At 63.3% G+C, this 23,036-nt stretch carries 18 protein-coding genes; 10 read left to right on the top strand and 8 right to left on the bottom strand.

The window, feature by feature from the left end; all coding sequences use genetic code 11:
- Positions 1 to 45 precede the first annotated feature (45 nt).
- The 4 genes from EG19_RS07320 (at position 46) to EG19_RS07305 (ending at position 4,492) form a co-directional block, all read left to right on the top strand.
- Positions 46 to 2,142, top strand: a complete 2,097-nt coding sequence (locus tag EG19_RS07320) for a CHRD domain-containing protein (protein ID WP_152543972.1) — start codon at positions 46 to 48, stop codon at positions 2,140 to 2,142.
- A 4-nt stretch (positions 2,143 to 2,146) separates the two neighbouring features.
- Positions 2,147 to 2,569 (top strand): hypothetical protein, encoded by a 423-nt coding sequence (locus EG19_RS07315; protein ID WP_053335052.1) that lies wholly within the window; start codon positions 2,147 to 2,149, stop codon positions 2,567 to 2,569.
- A 10-nt stretch (positions 2,570 to 2,579) separates the two neighbouring features.
- Positions 2,580 to 3,347 (top strand): DUF5777 family beta-barrel protein, encoded by a 768-nt coding sequence (locus EG19_RS07310; RefSeq protein WP_038049177.1) that lies wholly within the window; start codon positions 2,580 to 2,582, stop codon positions 3,345 to 3,347.
- Positions 3,348 to 3,436: 89 nt separating this feature from the next.
- Complete coding sequence (locus EG19_RS07305) at positions 3,437 to 4,492, top strand: alpha/beta hydrolase family protein (protein WP_200867128.1); 1,056 nt, start codon at positions 3,437 to 3,439, stop codon at positions 4,490 to 4,492.
- Between the two features lie 23 nt (positions 4,493 to 4,515).
- Here EG19_RS07305 and EG19_RS13125 read toward each other — a convergent pair whose 3' ends face one another.
- From EG19_RS13125 to EG19_RS07290, 4 genes are all read right to left on the bottom strand, one after another.
- On the bottom strand, positions 4,516 to 5,103 hold the full coding sequence (locus tag EG19_RS13125; protein WP_038049175.1) for a nucleotidyl transferase AbiEii/AbiGii toxin family protein: 588 nt from the start codon (positions 5,101 to 5,103) through the stop codon (positions 4,516 to 4,518).
- Positions 5,100 to 5,351 (bottom strand): hypothetical protein, encoded by a 252-nt coding sequence (locus EG19_RS13675; RefSeq protein ID WP_161685473.1) that lies wholly within the window; start codon positions 5,349 to 5,351, stop codon positions 5,100 to 5,102. The genes EG19_RS13125 and EG19_RS13675 overlap by 4 nt, the downstream gene beginning before the upstream one ends.
- 154 nt (positions 5,352 to 5,505) lie before the next feature.
- A complete protein-coding gene (locus tag EG19_RS07295; protein ID WP_038049174.1) occupies positions 5,506 to 6,153 on the bottom strand; it encodes a B3/B4 domain-containing protein in 648 nt (215 codons plus the stop codon).
- Positions 6,150 to 7,607, bottom strand: a complete 1,458-nt coding sequence (locus EG19_RS07290; RefSeq protein ID WP_038049172.1) for a menaquinone biosynthesis decarboxylase — start codon at positions 7,605 to 7,607, stop codon at positions 6,150 to 6,152. The genes EG19_RS07295 and EG19_RS07290 overlap by 4 nt, the downstream gene beginning before the upstream one ends.
- A gap of 187 nt (positions 7,608 to 7,794) precedes the next feature.
- On the opposite strand from EG19_RS07290, the gene EG19_RS07285 reads away from it, so the two are divergent.
- The 3 genes from EG19_RS07285 (at position 7,795) to EG19_RS12635 (ending at position 13,327) form a co-directional block, all read left to right on the top strand.
- A complete protein-coding gene (locus EG19_RS07285) occupies positions 7,795 to 9,804 on the top strand; it encodes a sulfatase-like hydrolase/transferase (protein WP_038049170.1) in 2,010 nt (669 codons plus the stop codon).
- Positions 9,805 to 9,887: 83 nt separating this feature from the next.
- Positions 9,888 to 12,779 carry a TonB-dependent receptor gene (locus EG19_RS07280; RefSeq protein ID WP_038049168.1) on the top strand — a complete coding sequence of 964 codons (2,892 nt, stop codon included), beginning with the start codon at positions 9,888 to 9,890 and terminating at the stop codon, positions 12,777 to 12,779.
- A 98-nt stretch (positions 12,780 to 12,877) separates the two neighbouring features.
- The gene (locus EG19_RS12635; RefSeq protein WP_161685470.1) at positions 12,878 to 13,327 is read left to right on the top strand and encodes a type III secretion system chaperone family protein; all 450 of its coding nucleotides are present in this window, start codon (positions 12,878 to 12,880) and stop codon (positions 13,325 to 13,327) included.
- A 30-nt stretch (positions 13,328 to 13,357) separates the two neighbouring features.
- Here the strand turns inward: EG19_RS12635 and EG19_RS07270 are convergent, their stop codons facing one another.
- Positions 13,358 to 14,317 carry a glycosyltransferase family 2 protein gene (locus EG19_RS07270; RefSeq protein WP_200867127.1) on the bottom strand — a complete coding sequence of 320 codons (960 nt, stop codon included), beginning with the start codon at positions 14,315 to 14,317 and terminating at the stop codon, positions 13,358 to 13,360.
- Positions 14,307 to 15,920, bottom strand: a complete 1,614-nt coding sequence (locus EG19_RS13120) for a flippase activity-associated protein Agl23 (protein ID WP_152543970.1) — start codon at positions 15,918 to 15,920, stop codon at positions 14,307 to 14,309. The genes EG19_RS07270 and EG19_RS13120 overlap by 11 nt, the downstream gene beginning before the upstream one ends.
- A 109-nt stretch (positions 15,921 to 16,029) precedes the next feature.
- On the opposite strand from EG19_RS13120, the gene EG19_RS07260 reads away from it, so the two are divergent.
- Genes EG19_RS07260 through EG19_RS07250 form a run of 3 tightly spaced genes read left to right on the top strand, consistent with a single transcriptional unit; the run spans position 16,030 to position 19,370 of the window.
- Positions 16,030 to 18,177 (top strand): M28 family peptidase, encoded by a 2,148-nt coding sequence (locus EG19_RS07260; RefSeq protein ID WP_152543969.1) that lies wholly within the window; start codon positions 16,030 to 16,032, stop codon positions 18,175 to 18,177.
- Positions 18,178 to 18,203: 26 nt separating this feature from the next.
- Positions 18,204 to 18,689 carry an adenosine-specific kinase gene (locus EG19_RS07255; RefSeq protein WP_038049160.1) on the top strand — a complete coding sequence of 162 codons (486 nt, stop codon included), beginning with the start codon at positions 18,204 to 18,206 and terminating at the stop codon, positions 18,687 to 18,689.
- A gap of 3 nt (positions 18,690 to 18,692) precedes the next feature.
- Positions 18,693 to 19,370: a LysE family transporter gene (locus EG19_RS07250; RefSeq protein WP_038049158.1), complete on the top strand. Its 678-nt coding sequence runs from the start codon at positions 18,693 to 18,695 to the stop codon at positions 19,368 to 19,370.
- On the opposite strand, the gene EG19_RS07245 is transcribed toward EG19_RS07250, so the two are convergent.
- Both EG19_RS07245 and EG19_RS14280 read right to left on the bottom strand, forming a co-directional pair.
- Positions 19,367 to 21,247 carry an HD family phosphohydrolase gene (locus tag EG19_RS07245; RefSeq protein ID WP_053335050.1) on the bottom strand — a complete coding sequence of 627 codons (1,881 nt, stop codon included), beginning with the start codon at positions 21,245 to 21,247 and terminating at the stop codon, positions 19,367 to 19,369. The two genes, EG19_RS07250 and EG19_RS07245, sit on opposite strands and share 4 nt — an antisense overlap.
- Positions 21,248 to 21,291: 44 nt before the next feature.
- Positions 21,292 to 23,034 (bottom strand): VWA domain-containing protein, encoded by a 1,743-nt coding sequence (locus EG19_RS14280; protein ID WP_161685467.1) that lies wholly within the window; start codon positions 23,032 to 23,034, stop codon positions 21,292 to 21,294.
- Positions 23,035 to 23,036 lie beyond the last annotated feature (2 nt).

Below are 23,036 nucleotides of genomic sequence, written 5' to 3'. Positions count from 1 at the left end.
TGGTTGGAGTGCGTTTGACTACCGGGCCGGGAAGGAGTGTTTTTTATGTTAAAAGCCTGTCGCGTTGTCCTAGTGCTGTTCCTTTTCGCCGCCAGCAGTTGGGGCCAGGTGTTCACCGGCTCGCTTTTGGGCACTCGCCCGCAAAGTTCGGGCGATGCTGCCAGCTCCGGGGTTTTCCTGGTGGAGCTTACGGGCAACACGGTCACCTACGCGATTTTCTACTTTGGCAGCCAGAGCCCCACCGCCGCCCATATCCACCAGGGAAGCGCCGGACAAACCGGCAGCATCGTGGTGGACCTGGCACCGTCCTTTGTGGCGCTGGGCGGGGGGTTTGTGGCCACCGGCACGGTGACCGCAGCGCCCGATGTGGCCAGTGCCATCCGCGCCAACCCGGCGGGGTACTACGTGAACGTGCATACCTCCGCCTTTCCCGGTGGGGCAGCCAGGGCGCAACTGGCGAGTGAAGCGTCGGGCGTGGAGCACTGGGTCACTACCCTTTCGGGGGCCCGGGAGCGGCCCACCGTGGGTGACCCCGACGGCAACGGTGTGGCTCTGGTGGTTCCCCGGTCCGACCAGGCACTGTACTACCTGCGGGTGAGCAACACCCAGCCGCCCACTGCCGCCCATATCCACCGCGGCAAGGCAGGAGAAGCCGGCAGCATCGTGCTGAGCCTTTCTCCCACCTTCAACAACGGAGTGGCGGTGGGCGCGGTGAGCCTTTCGGCCACGTTGGCCGGGGGAATCCGGACGAACCCCGAAGGCTTTTACGTGAACGTGCACACCGCCGATTTTCCGGGCGGGGCGGTGCGCGGGCAGCTCACCACCGGGGAAAGCGTGATTCACGTTCCGGTGGCGGCCGATGTGCCCGGCTTGCCCCCTTCCCTCTTCCGCACCGCCGGCACGGTCACCAACTTTAGCGATGCGGAAGCGGAAGTTTGGGCCGAGTGGTACCCATCCAGCCGCGAGGCGCGCTCGGCACCAGCCAAGGTGCAGCGCTTTGCGGTTCCGGCTCGGGGCACAGCGGTGTTTAACAACCTGGTGAGCGAGCTCTTTGCCGCTTCCGGACGGGGAGCAGTGCGCTTTTACTCCCCGGCCAAGATTGCCGTGGCGGTGAACATCTTCAACGACCAGCGGCCTTCCGGGGGCACCTTTGGCCAGTTTGCCCAGGGTCTTGCGGTTTCCGAAGCTCTCAGCCGCGGCGTTTTGCCCTACAACCGCCATCAGGCCAAAACCACCGGCAGCGGCTGGCGCACCAACTTTGGCTGGTTTAACCCTTCCCCGCAAGCCGTCACCTTGCAGGTTCGGGTGGTGCGCCCCGATGGCACCACCGCCGGGAGCAAGACCGTGACCCTCCAGCCGTGGAGCAACGATCTTCTGGCCTGCGGCGACGGCAACGGCTACGTGCCTTCGGCAGCCTGCAGCGACAACAACTTCACCGTGGCCTTTGCCGCTTCTTCCCCGGTTTTCCTTTACAGCTCGGTGGTGGACAACATCACCGATGATGGCCTGTACCAGCCGGCGCAAACCGCCCCCGAGGAGTTCGTGAACCCGCCAGCACCGGGCAATAACCCACCCACCGTGACCATCACCAGCCCCGCAAGCGACATCACCGTACAGGTGGGGCAAAACGTGAGCTTCACCGCCACCGCCAGCGATCCCGATGGGGACACGCTCACGGTGGTGTGGAATTTCGGCGACGGGGTCACCGACAGCACCAACTCCCTTTCTGTGTCCCACGCCTACGCCACCGCCGGCACCTACACCGCCACAGTTACCGTCTCCGACGGCAAGGGGGGACAAGCGCAAGCCAGCCGACAGGTCACGGTGCAGGCCAGCGGTATTACGCTCAGCCAGCTGCAAACCGACATCTTCACCCCCAGGTGCAGCGGCTGCCACCCGCCCACCCAGGGCCTGGACTTAAGCCCCGGGCAAACCTACGGCTCCACGGTCAACGTACCTTCCACCGAAATGCCCAGCCTCATGCGGATTAAACCCGGAGACCCCGACAACAGCTATCTTTACCGTAAGATCCGGGGTGTGGGGATTTCCGGAGCGCGTATGCCCCAGGGTGGGCCGTACCTTTCCCAAAGCGAAATTGACAGGGTGAAAGGCTGGATCGAAGCGGGCGCTCCCAACAACTGACGCCATGACCGCTCGGTTTGCATGGATCCTCCTGGTTTTCTTCGTTGCCGGATGCGGGGAAAAGAAAAACCTGCCCACCGGGCCCGATGGCTCACCCCCGGACCCTAACGCCACGTTTACGCGCGTTTTAGGCGAGGTCTTCGTACCCTCCTGCGCCCGCTCCGGCTGCCACGCCGGCCAGGCCCCGCAAGCCGGGCTCAACCTGGAACCAGCAGGAGCTTACGCCAACGTGGTGAACCGCCCCTCCACCCAGAGGCCGGAGCTGCTGCGGGTGGCGCCCTTCGATCCCGAAAGCTCGTACCTGGTGAAAAAGATCCGGGGGGACCCCGACATCGTGGGGTCCCCCATGCCCGCCGAAGGCAGCATTTCCGCCGAGGCACGGCAGCTCGTAGTGGACTGGGTGCGCCGGGGCGCACCCCGGGACTGAAAGGCACGCTATGCGTTGGGTTTTTGCGTTCTTGCTGCTCTCCCGCTTGGTAGTAGCTCAAGACCTCGGGCATCCACTGGATTCCCGGCTCCTGAACCTTCCCACGCTGGCCACCGTGGGACCCTCCACCCTGGAGGTGATCTTCACTCACCGCTTTACCCAAACCGTGCAAGACGGCGGAGGGGAGGAGCTCTTCGGCCTGGACTCGGCAGCCGATATAGGGATCGGCGTGGCCCTGGGCCTGGGCTCGGGTGCCCAGGTGGAGCTTTACCGCTCCTCCTTTTTGAAGGAGGTGGAGCTGGCCGGCAAGCTGGTGCTTTTGCCCTTTCGCGAAGGACGGCCGTGGGGCCTCGCGGTGCGGGCCGGAGGTGACTACCGCGGCGGTTTTGGCCTTAACCCCCGGTGGAGCGGCTTTGCCCAGGCGGTGATTGCCCTCCGCCCCCACCCGCAGTGGGAGCTGGCGCTGGTGCCCACCTTTGTCACCGATACCCCCACTCTCCGACGGGCCGGCAACGTGGGCTTTGCTTGGGTTTGGCACCTGCCACGCCGGTTTCGGGTGGAGGGAGAGCTGATTCCACCCAACCCGCAAACCGAAGGCGCTAAGCTCGCCTGGACTCTGGGGTTAACCAAAGGCGTGGGGGGCCACAGCTTCACCTTTTACGTGGGTAACTCCCGGGCCACCACCACCGACCTCTGGGTGGGCTCGGACTTTCCCGGCAGGTCCCGGGTGAAAGACCTCCGCCTGGGGTTTAACCTGGTCCGCCGGTTTCCTGAGTAAGCGCCTGTCCCGGCGTCCAGCGGGCAGGTCCCAAACCCGCATCGGACAGGAGCGTAAACTACCCTGGCGTGCATCGCCGGGGAGGTGTTATGTCTCTCATGCGGGGCTTTGCGGCAACAGCCGCGGTACTTTGCTTGATTTCCTTTGCGGTTGGGGCTCAGGAAGCTAGTTCGCCCGCAAGCACGCAGCTCAGCCAAATCCTGCAAAACCAACAGGACCTGGAGCACCGCTTGGACGAGCTCGAGCGGGCCATTGACGACATCGCCTGGTATCACCGGGTGGGAGACATTGCCCTAGTGGACAAATGGCGAATTACGGGTCCCCCCGATGCCAACCCCAAAAACCCCACGGCTCCCGGCGCCACCAACCCGGTAAAGTTTTTCACCTACACGTTCATACCCAGGGATCGCAAACCCAACGAAAAGCTGCCCATGCTGGTTTTCCCCCATGGCGGCGTCCACGCCCGCTTTGATTCCAACTACAGCTATCACATCGTGCGCGAGCTCGTGCAGCAGGGTTACGTGGTGGTGGCCCCTGAGTACCGGGGCTCTACCGGCTACGGGAAGGGCTTTTACCAGCTCATTGACTACGGCGGCCGGGAGGTGGACGACGCTCAAGCGGCCAAGGATTGGGCCCTGGCAACCTTCGATTTCATTGACCGTGAGCGCGTGGGGCTTGTGGGCTGGAGCCACGGCGGGCTCATCGTGCTCATGCTGGCCTTCAACCACCCCAAGGACTACCGCTGTGTCTACGCAGGCGTTCCCGTTTCTGACCTCATCATGCGCTTGGGCTACCACGACAAGGACTACGAGGACCTCTTTTCCGCCGAATACCACGTGGGCAAAACCGTGCGCCAGGACATCGCCGAATACAAGCGCCGTTCGCCCGTTTGGCATGTGGAAAAGCTGGCCGTTCCCCTGCTCATTCACACCAACACCAACGATGAAGACGTAAACGTCATCGAAGTGGAACACCTCATTCAGGCTCTCAAAGCTGCGGGCAAGGACTTCCAGTACAGGATTTTCCAGGACGCTCCCGGAGGCCACAGCTTCGACCGCCTGGACACACCCGAAGCCTTCAAGATCCGCAAGGACATTTACGCTTTTTTGGCCCGCTACCTCAAGCCTCCGCGAGCCCTGCCCTAGCTTTTCCTTTCAATTTCCCGTGTTCAGCTGGCGGAAAAACCCCCGCCGCCGGGATTACCGCTTTCCAGCCAGAGGCAAAAGCGCTCGTAAATTTCTGGCTTATCCAAAAGGCGGGCAAGCTCCTGCACCCGGGGCCGCAGGTAGTCCAGGTCCAGCCGCCCCCGCTGACGACGCACCACCGCCCGCGCGTCCTCCAAATCTTGAACCCGTTCGGAAACGATTTTCATGAGCACCAAATCCTCGGGGCTCACCACCTGAACCGAAAATCCAGCCATTTCCACAGGAACGCTCCTCCCCAAAGCTTCCCGTTCGAACGGCAACAACCCAAAAATCACATCCACCCGCACCCCATTCTGGCTTTCCACCGGCAAAACCCTGGTTTGCTGCACGAAGGCCACAGGATCCCCGGGCAAAGGCGAAAAAACCCTGGCGATGCGACCCACAACTTCGCCTATTCGGGCTTCCTCCACCCAAACGGTGAAATCCACGTCCACCGTAGCTCTTGGCTCGCCCCAGACGGCGTTGGCAAGCCCCCCCACCAGCATGTAGGGGATGCCCTCCTCCTGAAAAAAACGCGCCGCTTTCAGCAGTGTTTCCTCAAGAGGCGTCAACGGGCCTCCAAAACCGCCAGCATGCGGTGCATCAGCGCCACGCCCCGCACATCCGGCGGCCGCTTTCGGCTTTCCGGGGGCAGCAGCTGGTACAAAAAACCCACACTGGCCACGGCTGCGGAAGGTGACAAAAAGCTCTTCTTCATTGCCGCCCACCGGGCGTAGCGTTCCCAGGCCGCCTGTCGTTCCCGCAGAAGCTCCGGCCCCCCGAACCAGCAAGCCGTTTCCTGTGTTTTGGATCCGCTCACGGTTGGATTTTAGCATTACCCAGGCAAGGAAAGGCCAACCCTTTTTAAAGCAAAAACGTCCTTCGCTCAAAAACAACCCGTATTTCAATGCCACTTCCAGCAGCTGATCTTTTTCCCCGCAAATACAGGGAGAACGGCCAGCCAACGCCGAGAATCACGGTACCAGCGCAGTAGCGAGCACCCGCGCCACCGGAGCCTCGGAAAGGAGAAGTTCAAGCGCCTGGCGGACGCAATCCCCGCTCACCACGCCCTGGGAGAGGTAGACCACCAGCCAAGCCTCTCGGGTATCGGCGGTGACCTTCACCCGTTGGGAATCGGTAATGGGTGTGCTAAAAGGGCCAAGATCGTCAGCTAAAAGCGGCTTCCCCTCCAAGCTCACAGGGCCCCGAAGGGAAAGCATGGTCTCCCCAGCGCGTCCTGCACGAAACGTAAGGGGCCCCTGTACGGTACCTGCCGCCATCACACAAGCGGGCACCAAAAGCTCCAGGGACAAGCAGTTGTTGATATCCACCAAAGGGGAAATGGCCGGCAGCTCTTCGCCTTTCAGCACCCGTCGCACCAAAGCCTCGGAAGACGGGCGCCAGCGCGTGGGATCGCAGCCCGCCTGCCGGAACAGCTTGCGCACCGCCGCCACCGTGGGGTGGTCGGGCAGCTCCTCCAACCGGTGAGATTCCCGCACCCGCCGCGCCACCTCCCGGCGCAGCTGCGCCAGCGCCTCACTCCCCTCCCCCGTAGCCACCATTTCCGCCCAAAACAACCCCCACCCGGGAAGCTGAAGATCGCAACGCGGTGGAAAGCTCATGAGGCCTCCTGAAGCCCAAGTTCATGCCAAATAGCGTCAATTTTTTTCTTCACTTCCGGGCTCATGATGATTTCGTCGGGCCAGGGGCGGGTGAAGCCCTCGGAGGGCCATTTGCGGGTGGCGTCAATGCCCACCTTGCTGCCCCACCAGGGCGCTCGCGAGGCGTGGTCCAGGGTTTCTGCCGGCCCCAGCACAAACTCGAAATCGCGCTGGGGGTCAATGTTGGCCAACGCCTTCCACGCCACTTCCGAAAGGTCATGGACGTTGACGTCGGCATCCACCACCACGATGACCTTGGTGAAGGTGGCCTGCCCCAGCCCCCAGATCCCATGCATGACCTTGCGGGCATGGTGGGGGTAACGCTTGTCAATGGCCACAATCATGAGGTTGTGGAACACCCCTTCAAAAGGCATGTGGTAATCCACCACTTCTGGCAGCATCTTTTGCATGAGCGGCAAGAACATCCGCTCGATGGCAAAGCCCATGTAGCAGTCCTCCATGGGCGGCTTGCCAACGATGGTGGTGGGGTAAAGGGCGTTTCGCCGATGGGTGATGGCGGTGACGTGGAAGACCGGGTACTCGTCGGCTAACGAGTAAAAGCCGGTGTGGTCGCCAAAGGGGCCCTCCACTCTGCGCTCTTCGGGGTCCACCCAACCTTCCAGCACGATTTCCGCGTGGGCTGGGACCTCCAGGTCCACGGTCACGCACTTCACCATTTCCACCGCCTGGCCACGCACAAAGCCGGCAAAAAGCATTTCGTCAACGCCGGGCGGCAGGGGCACCGCCGGGGCAAAGATCGTGGCGGGATCACCACCCAGAGCCACCGCAACTTCCGTGCGCTGGCCCCTCCGTGCATGGTTTTGAAAGATCCGCGCCGAGTCGTGGTGGAGGTGCCAGTGCATGCCGGTGGTGTTGCGGTCGTACACCTGCAGCCGGTACATCCCGCAGTTGCGTGTACCGGTTTCCGGGTCCTTGGTGATGACGTTGGTTAACGTGATGAAGCGCCCCCCATCCTGAGGCCAGCACTTAAGCACCGGCAGCTCAAAGAGGTCCACCTGGTCGCCGGTTTTGATGACCTCCTGCACCGGTCCTTCCCGCACCACCTTGGGGAAAATGCCCGAAAGCTCCAAAAGCTTAGGTAACGTGCGCACCTTGTCCAAAAGCCCGGAGGGCATCTTGGGCTCCAAGAAGAAGTTGACCCGCTCGGCCCAGGCCTCCCAGCTTTCCACCCCCAACGCCGCCATGACCCTGGGAATGGAGCCAAAGATGTTCATCACCACAGGAAAAGCGCCTTCGGTGGGCGACTCAAAGAGCAGTGTGGGACCCTGCTTTTTCACCACACGGTCGGCAATTTCGGTCATCTCCAGGATTGGCGAGATTGGCTTTTGAATGCGCGCCAGCTCCCCCCGTTTTTCCAAGAAACGCAAGAAATCCCGCAAGTCGGCAAAGGCCATACGAGCCTCCCCATGGATTGTCGCACAGGAAGTCTTGCCAAGGACGGGCAGGTGTTGCTAAAGTCAACGCCAAGTTGCGTGGTGGGGGGGAGCGCTGATCGCCAGAGCTCACATTTTCGTTGCTTTTTTGATCGCAGCCTTCCTTTGGGGATGCGGCCCGCAGCCAGCATCCCTTGCGCCCCGAAATGTGCTCCTCATTACCGTTGACACCCTCCGCGCCGACCACGTGGGGGCCTACAACCCGGCCTTTACTTCGGCCACCCCAAACCTCGACCGTCTGGCGCAAAAAAGCGTTGTCTTCCTTCAGGCGTGGAGCCCTGTGCCGCTTACCACCCCCGCCCACGCCTCCATCCTCACAGGCCTTACCCCAGCCCGCCACGGGGTGCGGCTCAACGGTGCCCAGGCGCTGCCGGACACCATCCCCACCCTTGCCACCGAGCTCCAAAGCCAGGGCTGGGAAACCGGCGCTTTTGTAGCAGCTTACGTGCTTTCCCGTCGTTTCGGTTTGGCTCGCGGGTTTGCCACCTACGACGACCAGATCCCCATGCCAGCCTATGCGGGAACGAGGCTGGAAGCGGAAAGACCCGCCTCTCAAGTGGTGGATAAAGCCATTGAGTGGCTGAAAGCCCGTAGCGGAAAGCGGTTCTTTTTGTGGGTGCATCTTTACGAGCCCCACGCTCCCTACCAGCCCCCCGCGCCTTTTGCCACGCAGTTTCCCGATTCCCCCTACACCGGGGAGGTAGCCGCCGCCGATGCGCAAATTGGCAGGCTTTTGGATGAGCTGGAGCGCATGGGGCTCGGGGAGCAAACGGTCATTGCGGTGGCCGGCGACCACGGGGAGGCTTTGGGTGAGCACGGCGAATCCACCCACGGCTTGCTGCTCTACGAGGCCACCCTCCGCGTCCCGCTGATGGTGGCAGCGCCCGGCCTGGCAGCCGGGTCTCGCCTTTCCACGCCGGTGAGCCTCGTGGATGTGGCGCCCACCCTCATGCACCTGGCGGGCGCCCAGCCCACGCTCCAGGCGCAAGGCAGCGACCTGGCACCCTTTTTGCTTCGCCAAAAAGAGCCCCCGGAGACCACGCTCTTTGCCGAAACGCTTTACCCCACCAGCTTTGGCTGGGCCGCACTGCTGGCCGCCCGAAAGCAGCAATGGAAGTACGTGGCCGCACCCAAGCCCGAGCTTTACAACCTGGCCACAGACCCCGCCGAAGCCGCCAACCTCGTGGGACAAGGAGTGCCCGCGGAAAAAGCCTTGCGGGAGGCCCTTGGGGACTACGTGGCAGCCGCAACTTCAGGGAACAGCGTGGAGCTGGATGCTGAGGCCCGTCGTCAGCTGGAAAGCCTCGGCTACATTGCCCCTTCTTCCCCCACCCCGCAAACCGCCGCCGACCCCAAAGATCGGGTGAGGGTTTTCACGCTCTTTGAACAGGCTCACGCTTTGCGCCTGGCAGGAGACCCAGTTCAAGCCCGCACCGTCCTTCAAGAAGCCCTGGCCGAGGATCCCCAAAACCCCGTGCTCCTTGCGGAACAGGCCGAGGTCTTGCGGGCGGCCGGCGATCCCGCCGCGGCCGTCGGTGTGTTACGCCGCGTGCTGGAGCTTAACCCCGCCGACCGGGAAGCCCGCTACAACCTGGCGTTGGCCCTGCGGGAAGCCGGCCGGGAAGAGGAAGCGCGGCAAGCGCTGGAGGCCGCCATCCGCCTGGATCCAGGGCGGCCCGAGCTTCACGAGGCGCTGGGTTTGGTGTACGCCGCGCGGGGGGCTTTCCCGCAGGCGAAGGACGAGTTTTCCCGGGCTTGCCAGCTCGACCCGCACAATCCCAGGGTTTGGAACAACTTGGGCAACGTCTTGCGGGAGCTGGGAGAGCTGGCCGCGGCGGAGGAAGCGTACCGGCACGCAATTGCCTTAGATCCGGCATTTGCCGAGCCGTGGAACGGCCTGGGGGTTCTCCAGGTGCTGGCGGGGAAAACCGAGGAAGCCATAGCCAGCTTCAACCGGGCTCTGGAGCTCGCTCCCAACTACCTTGAGGTGCTTTTCAACATGGCCATTGCCTGGGATGAAGCTGGCCAAAGGGAAAAAGCTGCACAGGCCTACACCACGTTCATCAAAAAAGCGCAGAACAACCCGCAGTTTTCCTCGCAGGTGAGCGCGGCCCGGCGCTTGCTTGCCCGGATTTCACCTACCGCCAACGGTGGGTGAGAAAGGAGGTGGTGCGGCAGTGCGTTGAGCGTCCAAAAACGGCTTGAGAACGCAGAAGAAAAAAGGAGGAAGGAGGACTGAAGATGCGAAGGCAAATTGGCGTTTTAACTTTAATCGTGCTTTTGTGTGCATCGGCCCCACTTCTGGCGCAAACGGGCAGCGGGGCCCTCACCGGCAGAGTGGTGGACGAGCAGGGAGGCGTGCTTCCCGGCGTTCGCGTGGTGGCCACCCACGTGCAAACTGGCATTAGCCGGGAGGGCATCACCGGCAGCGACGGTCGCTACCGCTTCCCCGCTCTTCCCGTGGGGACCTATACCCTGCGCTTTGAGCTGGCAGGCTTCACCCCGCTGACCGTGGAAAACGTGGTGGTCAACGTGGCCTCCACCCTTACCCAGGACGTGACGCTGAAGGTGGCAGCGGTGGCTGAAGAAGTCACGGTAACCGCCACGATTCCCCTGGTGGCCACCTCCCCAGCGGTGGGTACGGTGGTGAGCCAAGAGGAGCTGGCCAACCTGCCGCTCAACGGCCGGCAGTTTGCCAACCTCGGGATCCTCGCCCCTGGGACCAACCTGGCGGTGAACCCCGACCCCACTAAGCCCGGCCAGCTCACCATTGCCTTGAACGGCGGCATCGGTCGCAACGTGAACTTCATCATTGACGGCGGTGACAACACCGACGACACCATCGGTGGCGCCTTGCAGAACTTCAACCTGGAAGCGGTGCAGGAGTTCAAGATTCAAACCATGCAGTACAAGGCCGAGTACGGGCGCTCCTCCGGTGGTGTGCTCACCGTGGTCACCAAGACCGGCACCAACGAGTTCAAGGGCAGCGCCTGGGGCTTTTTCCGCAACGACAGCCTCAACGCCCGCACCGAGTCGGAAAAACAAGCGGGCATTGATAAGCAAGCCTACGACCGGAAACAGTACGGCTTCGCCCTGGGTGGCCCCATTGCCAAGGACCTGGCTCACTTCTTCGTGACCTGGGAGCGGACCGACCGGGAAACCAACTACACCGTGGATTCCGGCGGCATTTACCCGGAGTTAGACGGGAAAACCGTGCCGCTGCCTTTCAAGGACGACCTTATCACCGCCAAAGCCACCTACAACATCTCACCCAAGCAGTACCTCCAGGTGCGGTACGGTTATCAGAAGAACGATGACAAGTACGGTGCAAGCCCACTGGCTGCTCCCAACAACCTGGGGACCATTTCCAACAAGTACTACTCGATCCTTCTGGGCCACAACTGGCAGGTCTCCGACAACGCTTTGAACGAGTTCCTGTTCCAGTACTCCAAGTTCAAGAACGTCATTACTGCCGACTCCAACGAGCCGCTCCTCTACTACCCCTCGGGCTTCTCCTACGGGCAAAACATCAACACCCCGCAGTCCACAAACCAGGTGAAGTACCAGTACAAGGACGACTTCACCTTCACCAAGGAAATTGGCGGCAAGCACCACGACTTCAAGGTGGGCGTGCAGTACATCCACGAGCCGGTCTTGGGTGGTGATTTTTCCACCGGACTCAACGGCCAGTATTCGATGCTGGAGGACCGCAAGGGCTCGCCGGTCACCGACATCACGTTTTACGGTGGGTTTTTCGGCGACAAAACACCGGTGGATCAGTACAGCATTTACGCCCAGGACGACTGGTACCTGAGCAACCAGGTCACCCTCAGCGTGGGGCTTCGTTACGATTTTTGGGACGGCTTTGACCTCGACCAGCGCTCCAACCCCATCTGGCAGGTGCTTTCCACCCAAACCGAGTACAACGAGTACTACCTCCGCGACTTCCAGGGCGGACGGGGTGGCAAGCTCAAGAACGACAAGAACAACTGGGGGCCGCGCCTGGGCGTGGTTTGGGACGTGAAAGGCGACGGCAAGCAGCTCCTGCGGGCCGGCGTGGGCCGCTTTTTCGACTTCCCCTACACCAACGCCACCATCCTTTTCCCCGCCGCGGCCGTGCAGTCCAACTACGGGGTGGTTTACAACTACTTCGACCCCAACGGCATCCGCAACCCCGATGGGTCCTTCTACCAACCCGGGCAACCGCTGCCGCCCAACCAGCTGCCCGGTGCTGAGGTCTTCCCACCCAACGAGGTGGCTTCTCCCACCCTGGCCACGCCTTACTCCGACCAAGCTTCGCTGGGTTACTCCTGGCAGGTTCTGGATTGGCTGGGCCTTAACTTTGAGGCGGTGCGGGTCCGTTACCGTGACATCCCCTTCCGCTTCCGCGCCAACCCGGGAGTGGACGTGAACGGCGACGGGAGGTACAACCCCGCCGATGGCGACCATCGACGCTTCCCGCAGTTCGGCAACTTCCGCATTTGGTACGGCAAGGGCCGGGCGGATTACAAGGGCATCAACATCGGTTTCCGGGCCCGAGCTGAAAAGTTCGAGTTCCAGGGCTTCTACACCTGGTCCAAGGCCTGGGGTAACGTGCTGGCCGGTGCCGATGAGTTCCGCATCACCGACATTGATCACCAGCCCGACCTGCGGGCGGTGCGCGACCAAAGCGTGAACCCCTACGATCCCCTGTGCGATAAGTGCATCGGTCCCCTCAACACCGATGCTCGCCACCGCATCACCCTGGCTGGCTTCTACCGCGCGCCCTGGGGGATCAACATCTCCGGCATGTTCCGTTACCGTTCGGCTCTCCCCTACACCGAGTGGGCGGGCACCGATCTCAACGGCGACGGTATGCGCTTTGACTTGCCCAGCAACGTGAGCCATGTCAACAACCGCCGCGGCCACTCCTTCTCCCAGTTCGACGTGCGCATCTCCAAGGAGTTCACCTTTGCCGGCGACATCGGTGTGGAGCTCATTGCTGAGGTGTTCAACCTCTTCAACTCCAAAAACCCCGCGGGCTACGTGGGCAACCGGCTGGCCGCCAACTTTGGCCGGCCCACCAGCTACGCCGGCGACCCGCTCCAGGGCGAACAGCGCCTGGGTCAGCTGGGCCTGCGCATTCGCTTTTAAAAGCGGTGACGCAAACTCAACCAGGGGGGCGCTCAGCGCCCCCCTTTTTCTCTTGACAGCAACGGCGCGGTGGGCGAGAGTAAGAGATGGAGCAAAGCATGGGGCTTTACGAGAAGCTGGTGGAGTTTTTCAAGCGGGACAACTGGGAGTTCCGCACCATCCCCCACTATCAGGCCATCGAGATGGGGGTGGCCGGGGAAAACAGCACCTACCGGTTGGTGGCTCTGGCCGATGAGGAGCGGTCCATCGTGCGCTTTTTGGTGTTCCTGGAAGGCAAAATTCCGGAGCCCCGGCGCCGGGACATCATGGAGTTCCTCACCCGCGCCAACTACGGCTTGCTCCTGGGCAACTTCGAGATGGATCTTTCCGACGGCGAGGTGCGCTTCCGCTGCTCCACCAGCACCGAAGGCAGCGAGCTTTCCTACGAGCAGTACCGCAACATGCTGTACATCAGCGTGGGGATCATGGACCGCTACTACCCTGGCCTGCAGCGGGTGGTGCAGGGTTCCGCCGATCCCGCTGCCGCCATTGCCGACATTGAGTCCTGACCAAGGCTAACGCAGGAGGCAAAGCCGTTCTCACCGATTTGTGTGACGCATACTCCCCTGCTCGCGGGAGCCTGCCTCCTCGGCCACCAGGTAAAGCGGGCGGTGTTTCACCTCGTCGTAAATGCGCCCAACGTACTCCCCTAAAAGCCCCACCATCACCAGCTGCACACCACCCAAGAACAAAATGGCTGCCATAATTGACGTATAGCCCGGCCAGGAAATCCCCGCAAATTTGAGGGCAATCACCACCAGGATGTAAAAGAACGCAAATCCCGAAACGATAAACCCCAGCCAGGTAGCCAGCTGCAGGGGCACGTGGGAAAAGGAGGTAATGGCATCCACGGCAAAGCGCAGCATCTTGCGCAGCGGGTACTTGGTGGTGCCGGCATGACGGGGAGCTCGCTCGTAGGGCACGCCGGTTTGCGGAAAGCCCAACCACGCCACCAACCCGCGGGTAAAGCGGTGGCGCTCGGGGAGTCGCCGGAAAGCCTCCACCGCCCGCCGGCCCATGAGGCGAAAATCCCCGGTGTCCAAAGGGATTTGCACCGAGGTAATGCGCGCCAAGAGCCGGTAAAAGAGCTTGGCGGTGAGCCTCTTGAAAAACGTTTCCCCGTGGCGCGCGGTGCGCACCGCATAAACCACCTCGAAGCCCTCTCGATGCTTGGCCAGAAGCTGCGGGATGAGCTCCGGGGGGTCCTGAAGGTCGGCATCCATGATCACCACCGCCTGGCCCCGGGCGTGATCGAGCCCTGCGGCAAAGGCCATCTGGTGGCCGAAGTTGCGGGAAAAGCGCAAACCCCGCACGCGAGGATCGTTCTCCGCCAGGCCCCTGATGATCTCCCAGCTGCGATCCCGGGAGCCGTCGTCCACAAAAAGGATTTCCCAGGAGGAAGCAGCAGTGCCGAGGACCGCCGTCAAGCGCCGATAAAGCTCCGGGAGGTTTTCCTCCTCGTTAAAGACCGGCACCACAACCGAAAGTTCAACGCTCACCGGTGACACTCCTTTCCCTTTTCCGGCACACTTCCACGTCGGTGGAACCGCGCTCCGACCAAGCCCGGCGGGTTAAAAACCAGCGACCCACATCCAAAAGGGTAACGCCACGCCAGCGCTCCACCCACCACGCGCGCAAAGGAATGATCTCGCAGCGGTAGCGATCCCCCCAAACCGCCTTGTGCTCCTCGAGCTTGCCCGGATCCGCCACCACCAGAGGCGGGCCGTTTAAGGCTGTGGCCAGGGACCACTGCACCGGCAGCCCTTTCCACTGCCAGGAGAGGGGCCAAACCGCTTCCCCCTCCACCGCGGCCAGCACCTGCTCCGGGTTCTGGCGGTAAAGCGCCAGGCCTTCCTGCGCCAGCGCTTGCTCGGCTTTGGTGGTTTGCACAAAAACCAAAAGCTCGGCGTGAGGATCCCCGGGCTCAATGGTGGGGTAAAGGTAGCTCAGCGCCAATGAAGACCACACCGTGGCCAGAAGCCCGACCGTTACTGCGCCTTTTGCCAGCCACCTCCGGGAGCTGGCAAAAACATGGGCCATTTCCACCCCGGCCAGCGGAACCCACGGAAAAACCTGGTGCACCAAAAGCCAGGGCACCTTTTCGCCCAGGTAAGCGTACATGGCTAGGGCACCTACCCCCCAGAGGATGGCGAAGCGTTCGGCCACCAAAAGGCGCCTTCGCCGGCGAATAACTGCCGAAACGGCCAAACCCAGGATCAAGAACTCGTAAAGCAAAAGCCTGGGGAAATGGTAGGTCCAGGGGCCTCCCACCCGCTGGATCTTGTGCTGCTCGTACCAGTAGCGCACGGCTTTCAAGGGAAAAAACACATCCTGGGGCCAGGTGAAAAACACCGTGTAAAAAACCACGCAAACAAACGCAAAAACACCTAAAGCCACTACCAACTGCCGGCGGTTTCGTGGCCAGAAGCCACGCCACCAGGCCATGGCCCTGGTGGGACCGCACCAAAAGACCAGCCCTAAACCGGCGGCAAACCACAACACTCCGGTCACGTAAATGGTTTCCTTGGAAACCGCATGAAGCGCCAGGAAAAAGGCCGCCCACGGCAAAAGTGGCTGCGGGCTTTTCTTTTGAAGCCATACCAAAGCCAATGCCAGCGCCGAAAACAGCACCACCGGAACGTCGTTGCGGGCAAAGCGGGAAAAGTGCACAAAGCTCGGGGACAAAGCCAAAAGCCACCCCATGGCCAAAGCCGGACCCCGCCCCACGAGCCGTCGCAAAAGTAAAGGCGCCAGCGCCAGCGCCGCGCCGCAGGTTGCCGAGTAACTGCGCAGCACAAGATCGCTTTCGCCGAAAACCGCAAAGAGTCCCGCCAGCACAAAGTACTGCAACGGCCCGTGGTAGGTGGGGTCGTAGCGGTAGCTGTGGCGATGCAAAAGCTCCCAGGCAAAGTGCCCGTGGATGGCCTCGTCGTGGTGGGGAGGCTTGGCGTCCAGCTGCCAAAAGCGCAGGGCCACCGCCAACATCGCCAGCAGCAGCCATGCCCTTTTCTCCCAGCCGGGAAGCTTCCCCTGGCCGGTGGCCGCGGCAACCCCGGCCAACCTGCGGAAAAGCCCCGAGCTCGTGCCTTCTTTTGCCTTCACCCAAGGGGGAGTATAGCGAGGGTCGGAGCAGGCTCAGGTGCCCCGCTCAATCCTCACCGGTAGGCCAGCCCTTGCGTCTGCCTTTCCCGCTTTCTACACTAGGCCCACGGTGCGTGCCACGGTCCTTCCCGCTTGTGCTTTATGGCTATTGGCTGCCAATGCCACCGGGGAGGACGTGGAAGCGCGCTTTTGGGTTTTGCGCCTGCCACCCCAGCGCCATCCCGTCCAGGAGCAGGTAGCAGCTCGCCCGGTTTTAGAAACCGAAAACGTCAGGGTGTTTGTGGCGGAGGGACAGTCTCTGCCGGCGGAAAGCCGTCTGCCCACGGGCGGATTGCCAGCACTGGCAGGTCGAGTGGAGCAGGCTTTGGCTCGCCTGCAGCTTTGGCAGAGGCCAAGGCTTCAGGGGAAGGTGGTTATCCTCCTTTGGGAAAGCGGGTGGCCAGCAGCCGCTCCCTTTTCCCCCTTCGATCTCATGGGCAAAGAGGGAGCTTTGGCCTACGGGTTCCAGGCCAACCCCAGCCCCGTTATTGTGGCCAGCTTCCCCTTTTCCGGCCCCCAGTCCTGGCGTAACCTCGCTTCCCTGCTGGAATCGCTGTTCCTGGTGACCACCCTGCCGCCTTCGGATCCTTTCCCCACGGACTTAACCCGCAGCGCCGCCCGGTGGTTTGCGTACCGCATGGGAGCCGCGCCCCCCCGCTACCTCTGGGGGGATGATGAGCCGCACCGGCCGGGCCCCTCTTCCTGGTCGCCCCAGAGCGCCCAGGGGTGGGGTCCGCTGTTTGCGGAGTTCCTGGCCCAAAGCTTGGGACCAGAAGCGGTTCCCGAGCTGGTGGCAAAGCAGGAAGCCCCCACCGGCCCTTTGGCTTCCCTGCTGGCCGCCCGCAAGCCAGAGCAACGCGCGGAGGAGCTTTTTGCCAGCTTCTGGGCCAAGCTTTGGCTGGCGCCGTGGCTGGGTCCCGAGGTTGCTCCCAACCCCCTGGCTTCCTGCCCTCGCCCCCAGCTTTTGGCCTGGATGGTGGCCTCCCGCCCCGCATCGGGACAAGCGACCGTGGGCGTGGGTGGCGGTGGGCTGGTGATCGTGGAGGGCGATGGGGCACCCACCCTGCCGCTTTCGCTTCAGGGCGACCCTTCCGCCCGATGGGTAGGGAGCGTGCAAAAGGCCACTCCCCGGGAGGTCTCGCCGCCGGAGGCTTTGAGCTTCGACGCCACCGGCTTTGCCCGGGTGGAGGTTCCCGCGCTGGGACCGGAGGAGCGGCTTTTGATTTTTTTGGGGGTGCTCCCTCACCCCTCGGGCTGGGCGGACGAGCGCTTTTTGCCCTTGCAGTGGGGGTTGGCCTGGTCGCCGCGGATGGCTCCCAGCCGGGTTCGCGAGCGGCTCTCTGAGCTGGGAACCAAGCGCCTGGGGGAGGCTGGCCCGCCCCTCCGCACACGCGTGATGGAAAGCCTCAAGGTGCTTTCCGGTTTGCAAGCCCCAAAACCTGGGGTGCCGCCTCTGGCCAGCCGTTACGCCTGGCATCCGCAAGCTGCAGGGGTCGTGACAGCGCTTGCGGGTGAGGCCGAAAAACGCGGCCTGCGGGTGGAGCGCCAGTCCTTCCTCCGGAGCACCCCCTGGGGAACCGCTGCGGAATGGGAAAACCTGGTGATTCACCTGCCGGGGACCTCGCCCCAGCGCCTTCCCCTGGTGCTGGTGGCCCACTGGGACGCCTGCAGCGGTGATCCGTGGCGCTCTTTCCGGGCCGCCCGCGGCGTCACCGACAACGCCCTGGGGGTGGTGACGCTTTTAGAAACCGCCACGCTCCTGGCGGCCCGTCCCCACAGCATCCCGGTGGAGGTGGCGTTGCTGGCCGGCGGCTGCCACGACGCCGCGGGAGCCCAGGCCTTCCTGGCCTCCCGGGAGAGGCGCATTGCGGTTTGGGTGGAGCTGGAACAGCTCTGGGCGAAAAAGGCTCCGGATCCCAGCAAGCTGGTGTTGCGGCTGGGTGAAACCCCAAGCCTGTTTACGCCCCATCTCCCCTCGGTTTTCCGCCGCTGGGGGTTTACCACCGAGCTGGCCACCGACCCCACCCCCCCGCACACCGGATCGGCATTGGCCTCCCGGCAGGGGGCGGTGACGATCACTATTTGCGGGCCCAGAGGTGGGCCTGCCGATGGGGATTTTTGGCCGCCCGAGGCTGAGCTGGCCACCGTCAGCCCCGATTACGTCCTGCTTTTGGCCCAGGGGCTTGCCGATTTGGTGCAGACCCTGGGTGGACGCTAAACGCAAGCCAAAGAAAGGAGGGAGCCATGACCATCCTCACCGTCAAAGTGGAAAAGCCGGAAAGCACGAACTTCATCCTGGGACAAGCCCACTTCATAAAAACCGTGGAGGACATCCACGAGGCCATCGTTACCACCGCCCCGCAAATGAAGTTTGGCCTGGCTTTCTGCGAGTCCTCAGGACCGGCCCTTATCCGCCGCTCGGGAAACGATGAGGCGCTGATTGAGCTGGCCACCCGCAATGCCCTCGCCGTGGGTGCCGGTCATTCGTTTTTCGTATTCCTCGAGCAGGGCTACCCCATCAACGTGCTCAACGCCATCAAGATGGTGCCCGAGGTTTGCCGCATTTACTGCGCCAGCGCCAACCCGGTGGAGGTGGTGGTGGCCGAAACCGAACAGGGAAGGGCCATCTTAGGGGTGGTGGATGGGGTTTCCCCCAAGGGTGTGGAAAAGGATGAAGACGTTTTGGCAAGGCTGCGGTTCTTGCGCACCATCGGTTACAAGCTGGGTTGAGGCTTGACGAACCTTACGCTTCCCCTTTCCCTCCCGGCCCTGGTCATCACCGGGTTTTTGGTGTCGTTCGCCACCGTGGTGATCCCGGGGCCAATAACGCTGGTGGCTACCCGCTTGGGCTTGGCCCATCGCCTGGGCGCGGCTTTCTGGTTTCTCTTGGGAGCCACCCTCCTGGACGGGCTGTTGTTTGCAGCGCTGGCCGCCGGGGCTGGCCCTTCCCTGGCGCGGCTGGGGGCCCTGCCGGCGGTGGAAATTGCCGGTGGGCTGGTGCTTTTGTGGGGCGGCTTGAGCTCGGCCCGTCACCGGCCCAGCCGCGAACCCCAACCCAACTGGACCAGCAACAGCCGGCCGCGGTTTCGCTATTTGCTTTTGGGAATGGGGGTTTCCCTGGCCAACCCCCACTACTGGCTTTGGTGGGTGACCGCCGGTCTTGCCTTTGTGGAAGCGGCCCGCACCTACGGCGAACCGGGGCTTTTGTGGATGCTGGGGGCGCTCATCGGCGGGGTGGTGTGCTGGTACGCACCGCTGCTTTACGCCCTCCACCACGGAAAAACGCTCCTTTCACCCAAAACCGAAGCGCTGGTGGTGAGGGTCCTGGCGGTGGTGCTCGTGATCCTGGGTTTGGGGCTGGTGGGCTTGGGTGGGTACCGTTTGGGGCTCCGCTGGGGCCTTCCCGGTTAAGACCAGGCGTCCTGGGGAGGCGGGCTGGCGTAAATCTTTGCTTCCAAAAACACCCGGAAGAGGTCCCGGTCCAGCCCCCCTTGCCTGACCTCCTCCTCCAGGATGCCCAGGGCCCGCTCGGGGTTGACCGCTTTCTTGTAGGGCCGGTCGGCAGCGGTGAGGGCGTCGTACATGTCGCAAATAGTCATCATCCGCACTTCCGGCGGGATTTGCTCCCCCCGCAAGCGGCGGGGGTAACCCCGACCGTCCAGCTTTTCGTGGTGGCCGTAGGCAATTTCCGGGACCCGGGCGAGCCGCCTGGGCCAGGGGATGGTGAGCAGGAACTGGTAGGAGTGCACCACGTGGGATTCCACCTCCCGGCGCTCCTCCTCGTCCAGGCTGCCCTTGGGGACGGAAAGCCAGCGCAGCTCCTCGGGGGTCAAAAGTGGCAAAGGCTCGCCGTTTTCCCCTAAAAACTGCGCTCCTGAAAGCTTCTGCAAAAGCCCGGCGGTGCTTTCCGCCAGCACCGTAGGTTCGTTGGCTTCCAAGACCTTGGCCAGCTTCTCGTCAAACTCCGCCCGCATCTGGCTCACGGCCGCTTCCAGCGCTTTGAGGTCTTCGGCGGTGGGGGGCAAACCCATCGCCACCAGCCGCTGGAGGAGCTTGCGCAAGAGCATCACCTCCTGGGCACGGCGGGCGTGGCGGAAGCGCTCCAGGATCAACTGCAGCCTTTCAGGGTAAAGCTTCTTGGGCTTGGTGAGCACCGCTTCCCGCACCCCCACTTTCCCGAAGTCGTGGAGCAACGCGGCGTAGCGCAGCTGCAGCAAATCGTCCCGGGAAAACCGCAGGCCCTGGTACGGCTCGGGGGGGTTTTGCTCCACCGCCCGGGCCAAACCCAAGGTGTAGTGAGCCACCCGCACGGAATGCCCACGGGTGGAAGGATCCCGCTGCTCGATAGCCATCACCGAGGCACGCACGAAGGACTCAAAGAGCCTTTCGATTTCCGCCACCAGACGGCTGTTTTCAATGGCCACCGCCGCCTGCGCAGCCATAGCCCGGATCACCGCCACATCCGCTTGGGAAAAGGGCACCACCCAGCGATCGGCCTCGGCGCTGGAGGTAATCTTGGCCTGCCTTTGCCGTTTCCGGTTGATGAGCTGGAGAACCCCCACGATTTCGCCGGTGCGCGTAGCCATGGGCACCGTCAAAAGCGAGCGGGTGTGGTACCCGGAGGCTTCGTCAAAACTGGGGTTGAAGTGGTAAGGGGCATCTTTGGCCAGGTAGCGCACGTCCTCCACGCTCACGCACTCCCCGGAAGCCGCCACGTAACCGGCCATGGAGCTCTCATCCACCGGCACCGACCACGCCGAAAAGGCCACCGGTACCGAATCGTTTTGCGCCAGCATGAAATGCAAGAGCTTGTCGCCGTCCCGTTCTTCCAAAAGGTAAAGCGAACCGGCATCGGCGCACACCAGCTCCCGGGCGCTGGAAAGGATGCGCTCCAAAAGCCTTTCCAGGTCGCGCTCCGCCACCAGGGCAATGCCAATGCGGGCCAGCTCCAGCTGCCGCTCCTGGGCGAGGTGCACCTCGCTTTGCAGGTCCTGCAGCTTGAGCCGAAGGCTGGCGGTTTCCAAAGCCGCCAGCACCGCCCTCTGCACGGTAGAAGCCGGGGCGTGCGGGGGAAGCACCATGAAAGGGTCCACCGGCAGCTCGCCATCCCCAGGATCCCCCAGCACCAGCCACAGCACCCCGGAGGGCAGCGGGGCCGCCCAGGTCTTCAAGGTGTCCACCGAGGTGAGGATTACCGAGCCGCCGGCCACCGGCCCCGGCCGGATGACGGTTTCCGAAAGGCCCGAACGGCCAGCCACTTCGGGGGTGACGTAAAAACCCTGGGCCATCTCACCCACTATAACCCCAATTGCTCCTGGGAGCTTCCCCGCTTTCAGGGGCTCGGAAAGTAACCGGGGATGGTCCTCACCGTGACGCCTTCCCTCTGCACCTTCACCGTGACCTGTCGAAAGGCATCGCCAGCGGAGCTGGCCGGCGAGCGGTAAACCACCACGTACTGCTGGCGCAGTTGCTCGCCAATGCGCCGATAAACCGCCGGCAGGTCCTCGGGCTTTCCCACAAAAAACGCCTCGCCACCGGTGGCGGCGGCCAACTCCGAAAGCCTGCTGCGGAACACAAAGTCCAGCACCGAAACGCGAATACCCACAGGAAAGATAGGGGTCCGCATGGTGCGGGCGTAGCGCAAAGCCGCGTCCCAGCCGGTGCGGGAGGTGGTGTCCTCGCCGTCGGTAATCACCACCAGCCCGCGGGGGCCTTTCTTCCCCCGAAACAGCTCCAGGGCCTTGATCACCGCATCGTGAAGGGAGGTACCCCCTTCCACCCGCACCCCGGCCAAACGGTCCACCGCCAACCGGGGCTCGGAACCCCAGGGCAGCAGCAAGCTAAATTCCCAGGAAAAGGTGCCCAGGAAAAACCGATCCCCAGGCCGCAGGAAATCAGCCAGGAACCCGCCCACCGCTTGCCGTACCAGCGGAAAGTCCTTTTCCATGGAGCCGGAAACGTCCACGGCAAGGCCCAAGAGCACCGGCAGGTCCTCACTGCGTCCCAGCGAGTCCACGACCACCGGTTGACCGTCCTCCCAGACGTGAAAGTCCTCCGGGCGCAAATCCGAAACGGGTCTTCCCGCGGCATCCAGCACCGCCACCGGCAACTCCACCACGTCCACCCTGGCGGTCTCCAGGAGCGTCCCGGTTCCCACCGCCAAAACCGCTTCCCCTTCCCTCCCCCCGCCCCGCGCCTCCGCCACCAGAATCCGCGCGGAACGGAGTGCTTGCGCCGGAAGCTCGGTGACACAGGGGCAGGACAGCCAGCGGGCCACCGGCCGGTCGTCAACCCGGAGCACCACCTCCTCCTCAAGACCGGGGGGTGAAACCGCCACCGTGACCCTGGTGGGTTGGTCCTGCCCTTTGCCCTCCCGGAGCAGGATCTGCACCTCCAGGCGGTTTTCGCTGCCCGAGAGCACCACCGCGTCTTCCCCTATAAGGCGCCCATCGCGGCTCCACGCTTCGGCGCGGACCACGGTCCTTCGCGGCGTAGCCCCCAGGGAGAGGGAAAGCTGCCAGGGGGGGCGGTTTTTGACCACCACCAGCTGGTTGTCCTGGAAGAACCGCACCTCCCCCGTATCTTCCGGCGCCTCCAGGGTAAGCTCCACGGTGCCCACGACCGTTCCCAGGCGGGGGCGGGCAAAACGCACCGCTTCCTCCGCCGGAGGCGAGGGCGCCAGCGCCGTAGCGTCCGGCGGTGCCCCTTCCGGCGCCACAAAGGGCTTGTCCAGCACCGGCACCACCACCTTCCGCTCCACCACCCCTGCCTTTGAGCCATCCAGCGAGCTCACCTCCACCCGCAGGAGCCCTTCCCCCGAGGGCCACTCCCGGTAAAGGAGGAAGCTGCCATCCCCGGCCAGCTCCCCCACCCCGCTGCCGTCGTCCAGCTTCTGGGACCCCTTCCAAAACTCCACGTGAAACCGCACGCGCGGACCGAGCTGCTCCCGTTCCTCCGGGGCCACCTGCACGGCCACCGCCACCACCGTGCTTGTTGCTCCCTTGCCCAGAGGCTCCACCTCAACGCGCAAGGCCAGAGGGCTTACCGCCGCCAGCAGAATCAACCACGGTGTCACGG

The sequence above is a fragment of the Thermoanaerobaculum aquaticum genome, from assembly GCF_000687145.1.
Classification (GTDB): Bacteria; Acidobacteriota; Thermoanaerobaculia; order Thermoanaerobaculales; family Thermoanaerobaculaceae; genus Thermoanaerobaculum; species Thermoanaerobaculum aquaticum.
Note: the sequence above shows the minus strand (reverse complement) of the source record. Positions and strands in the feature narration are given on the sequence as shown.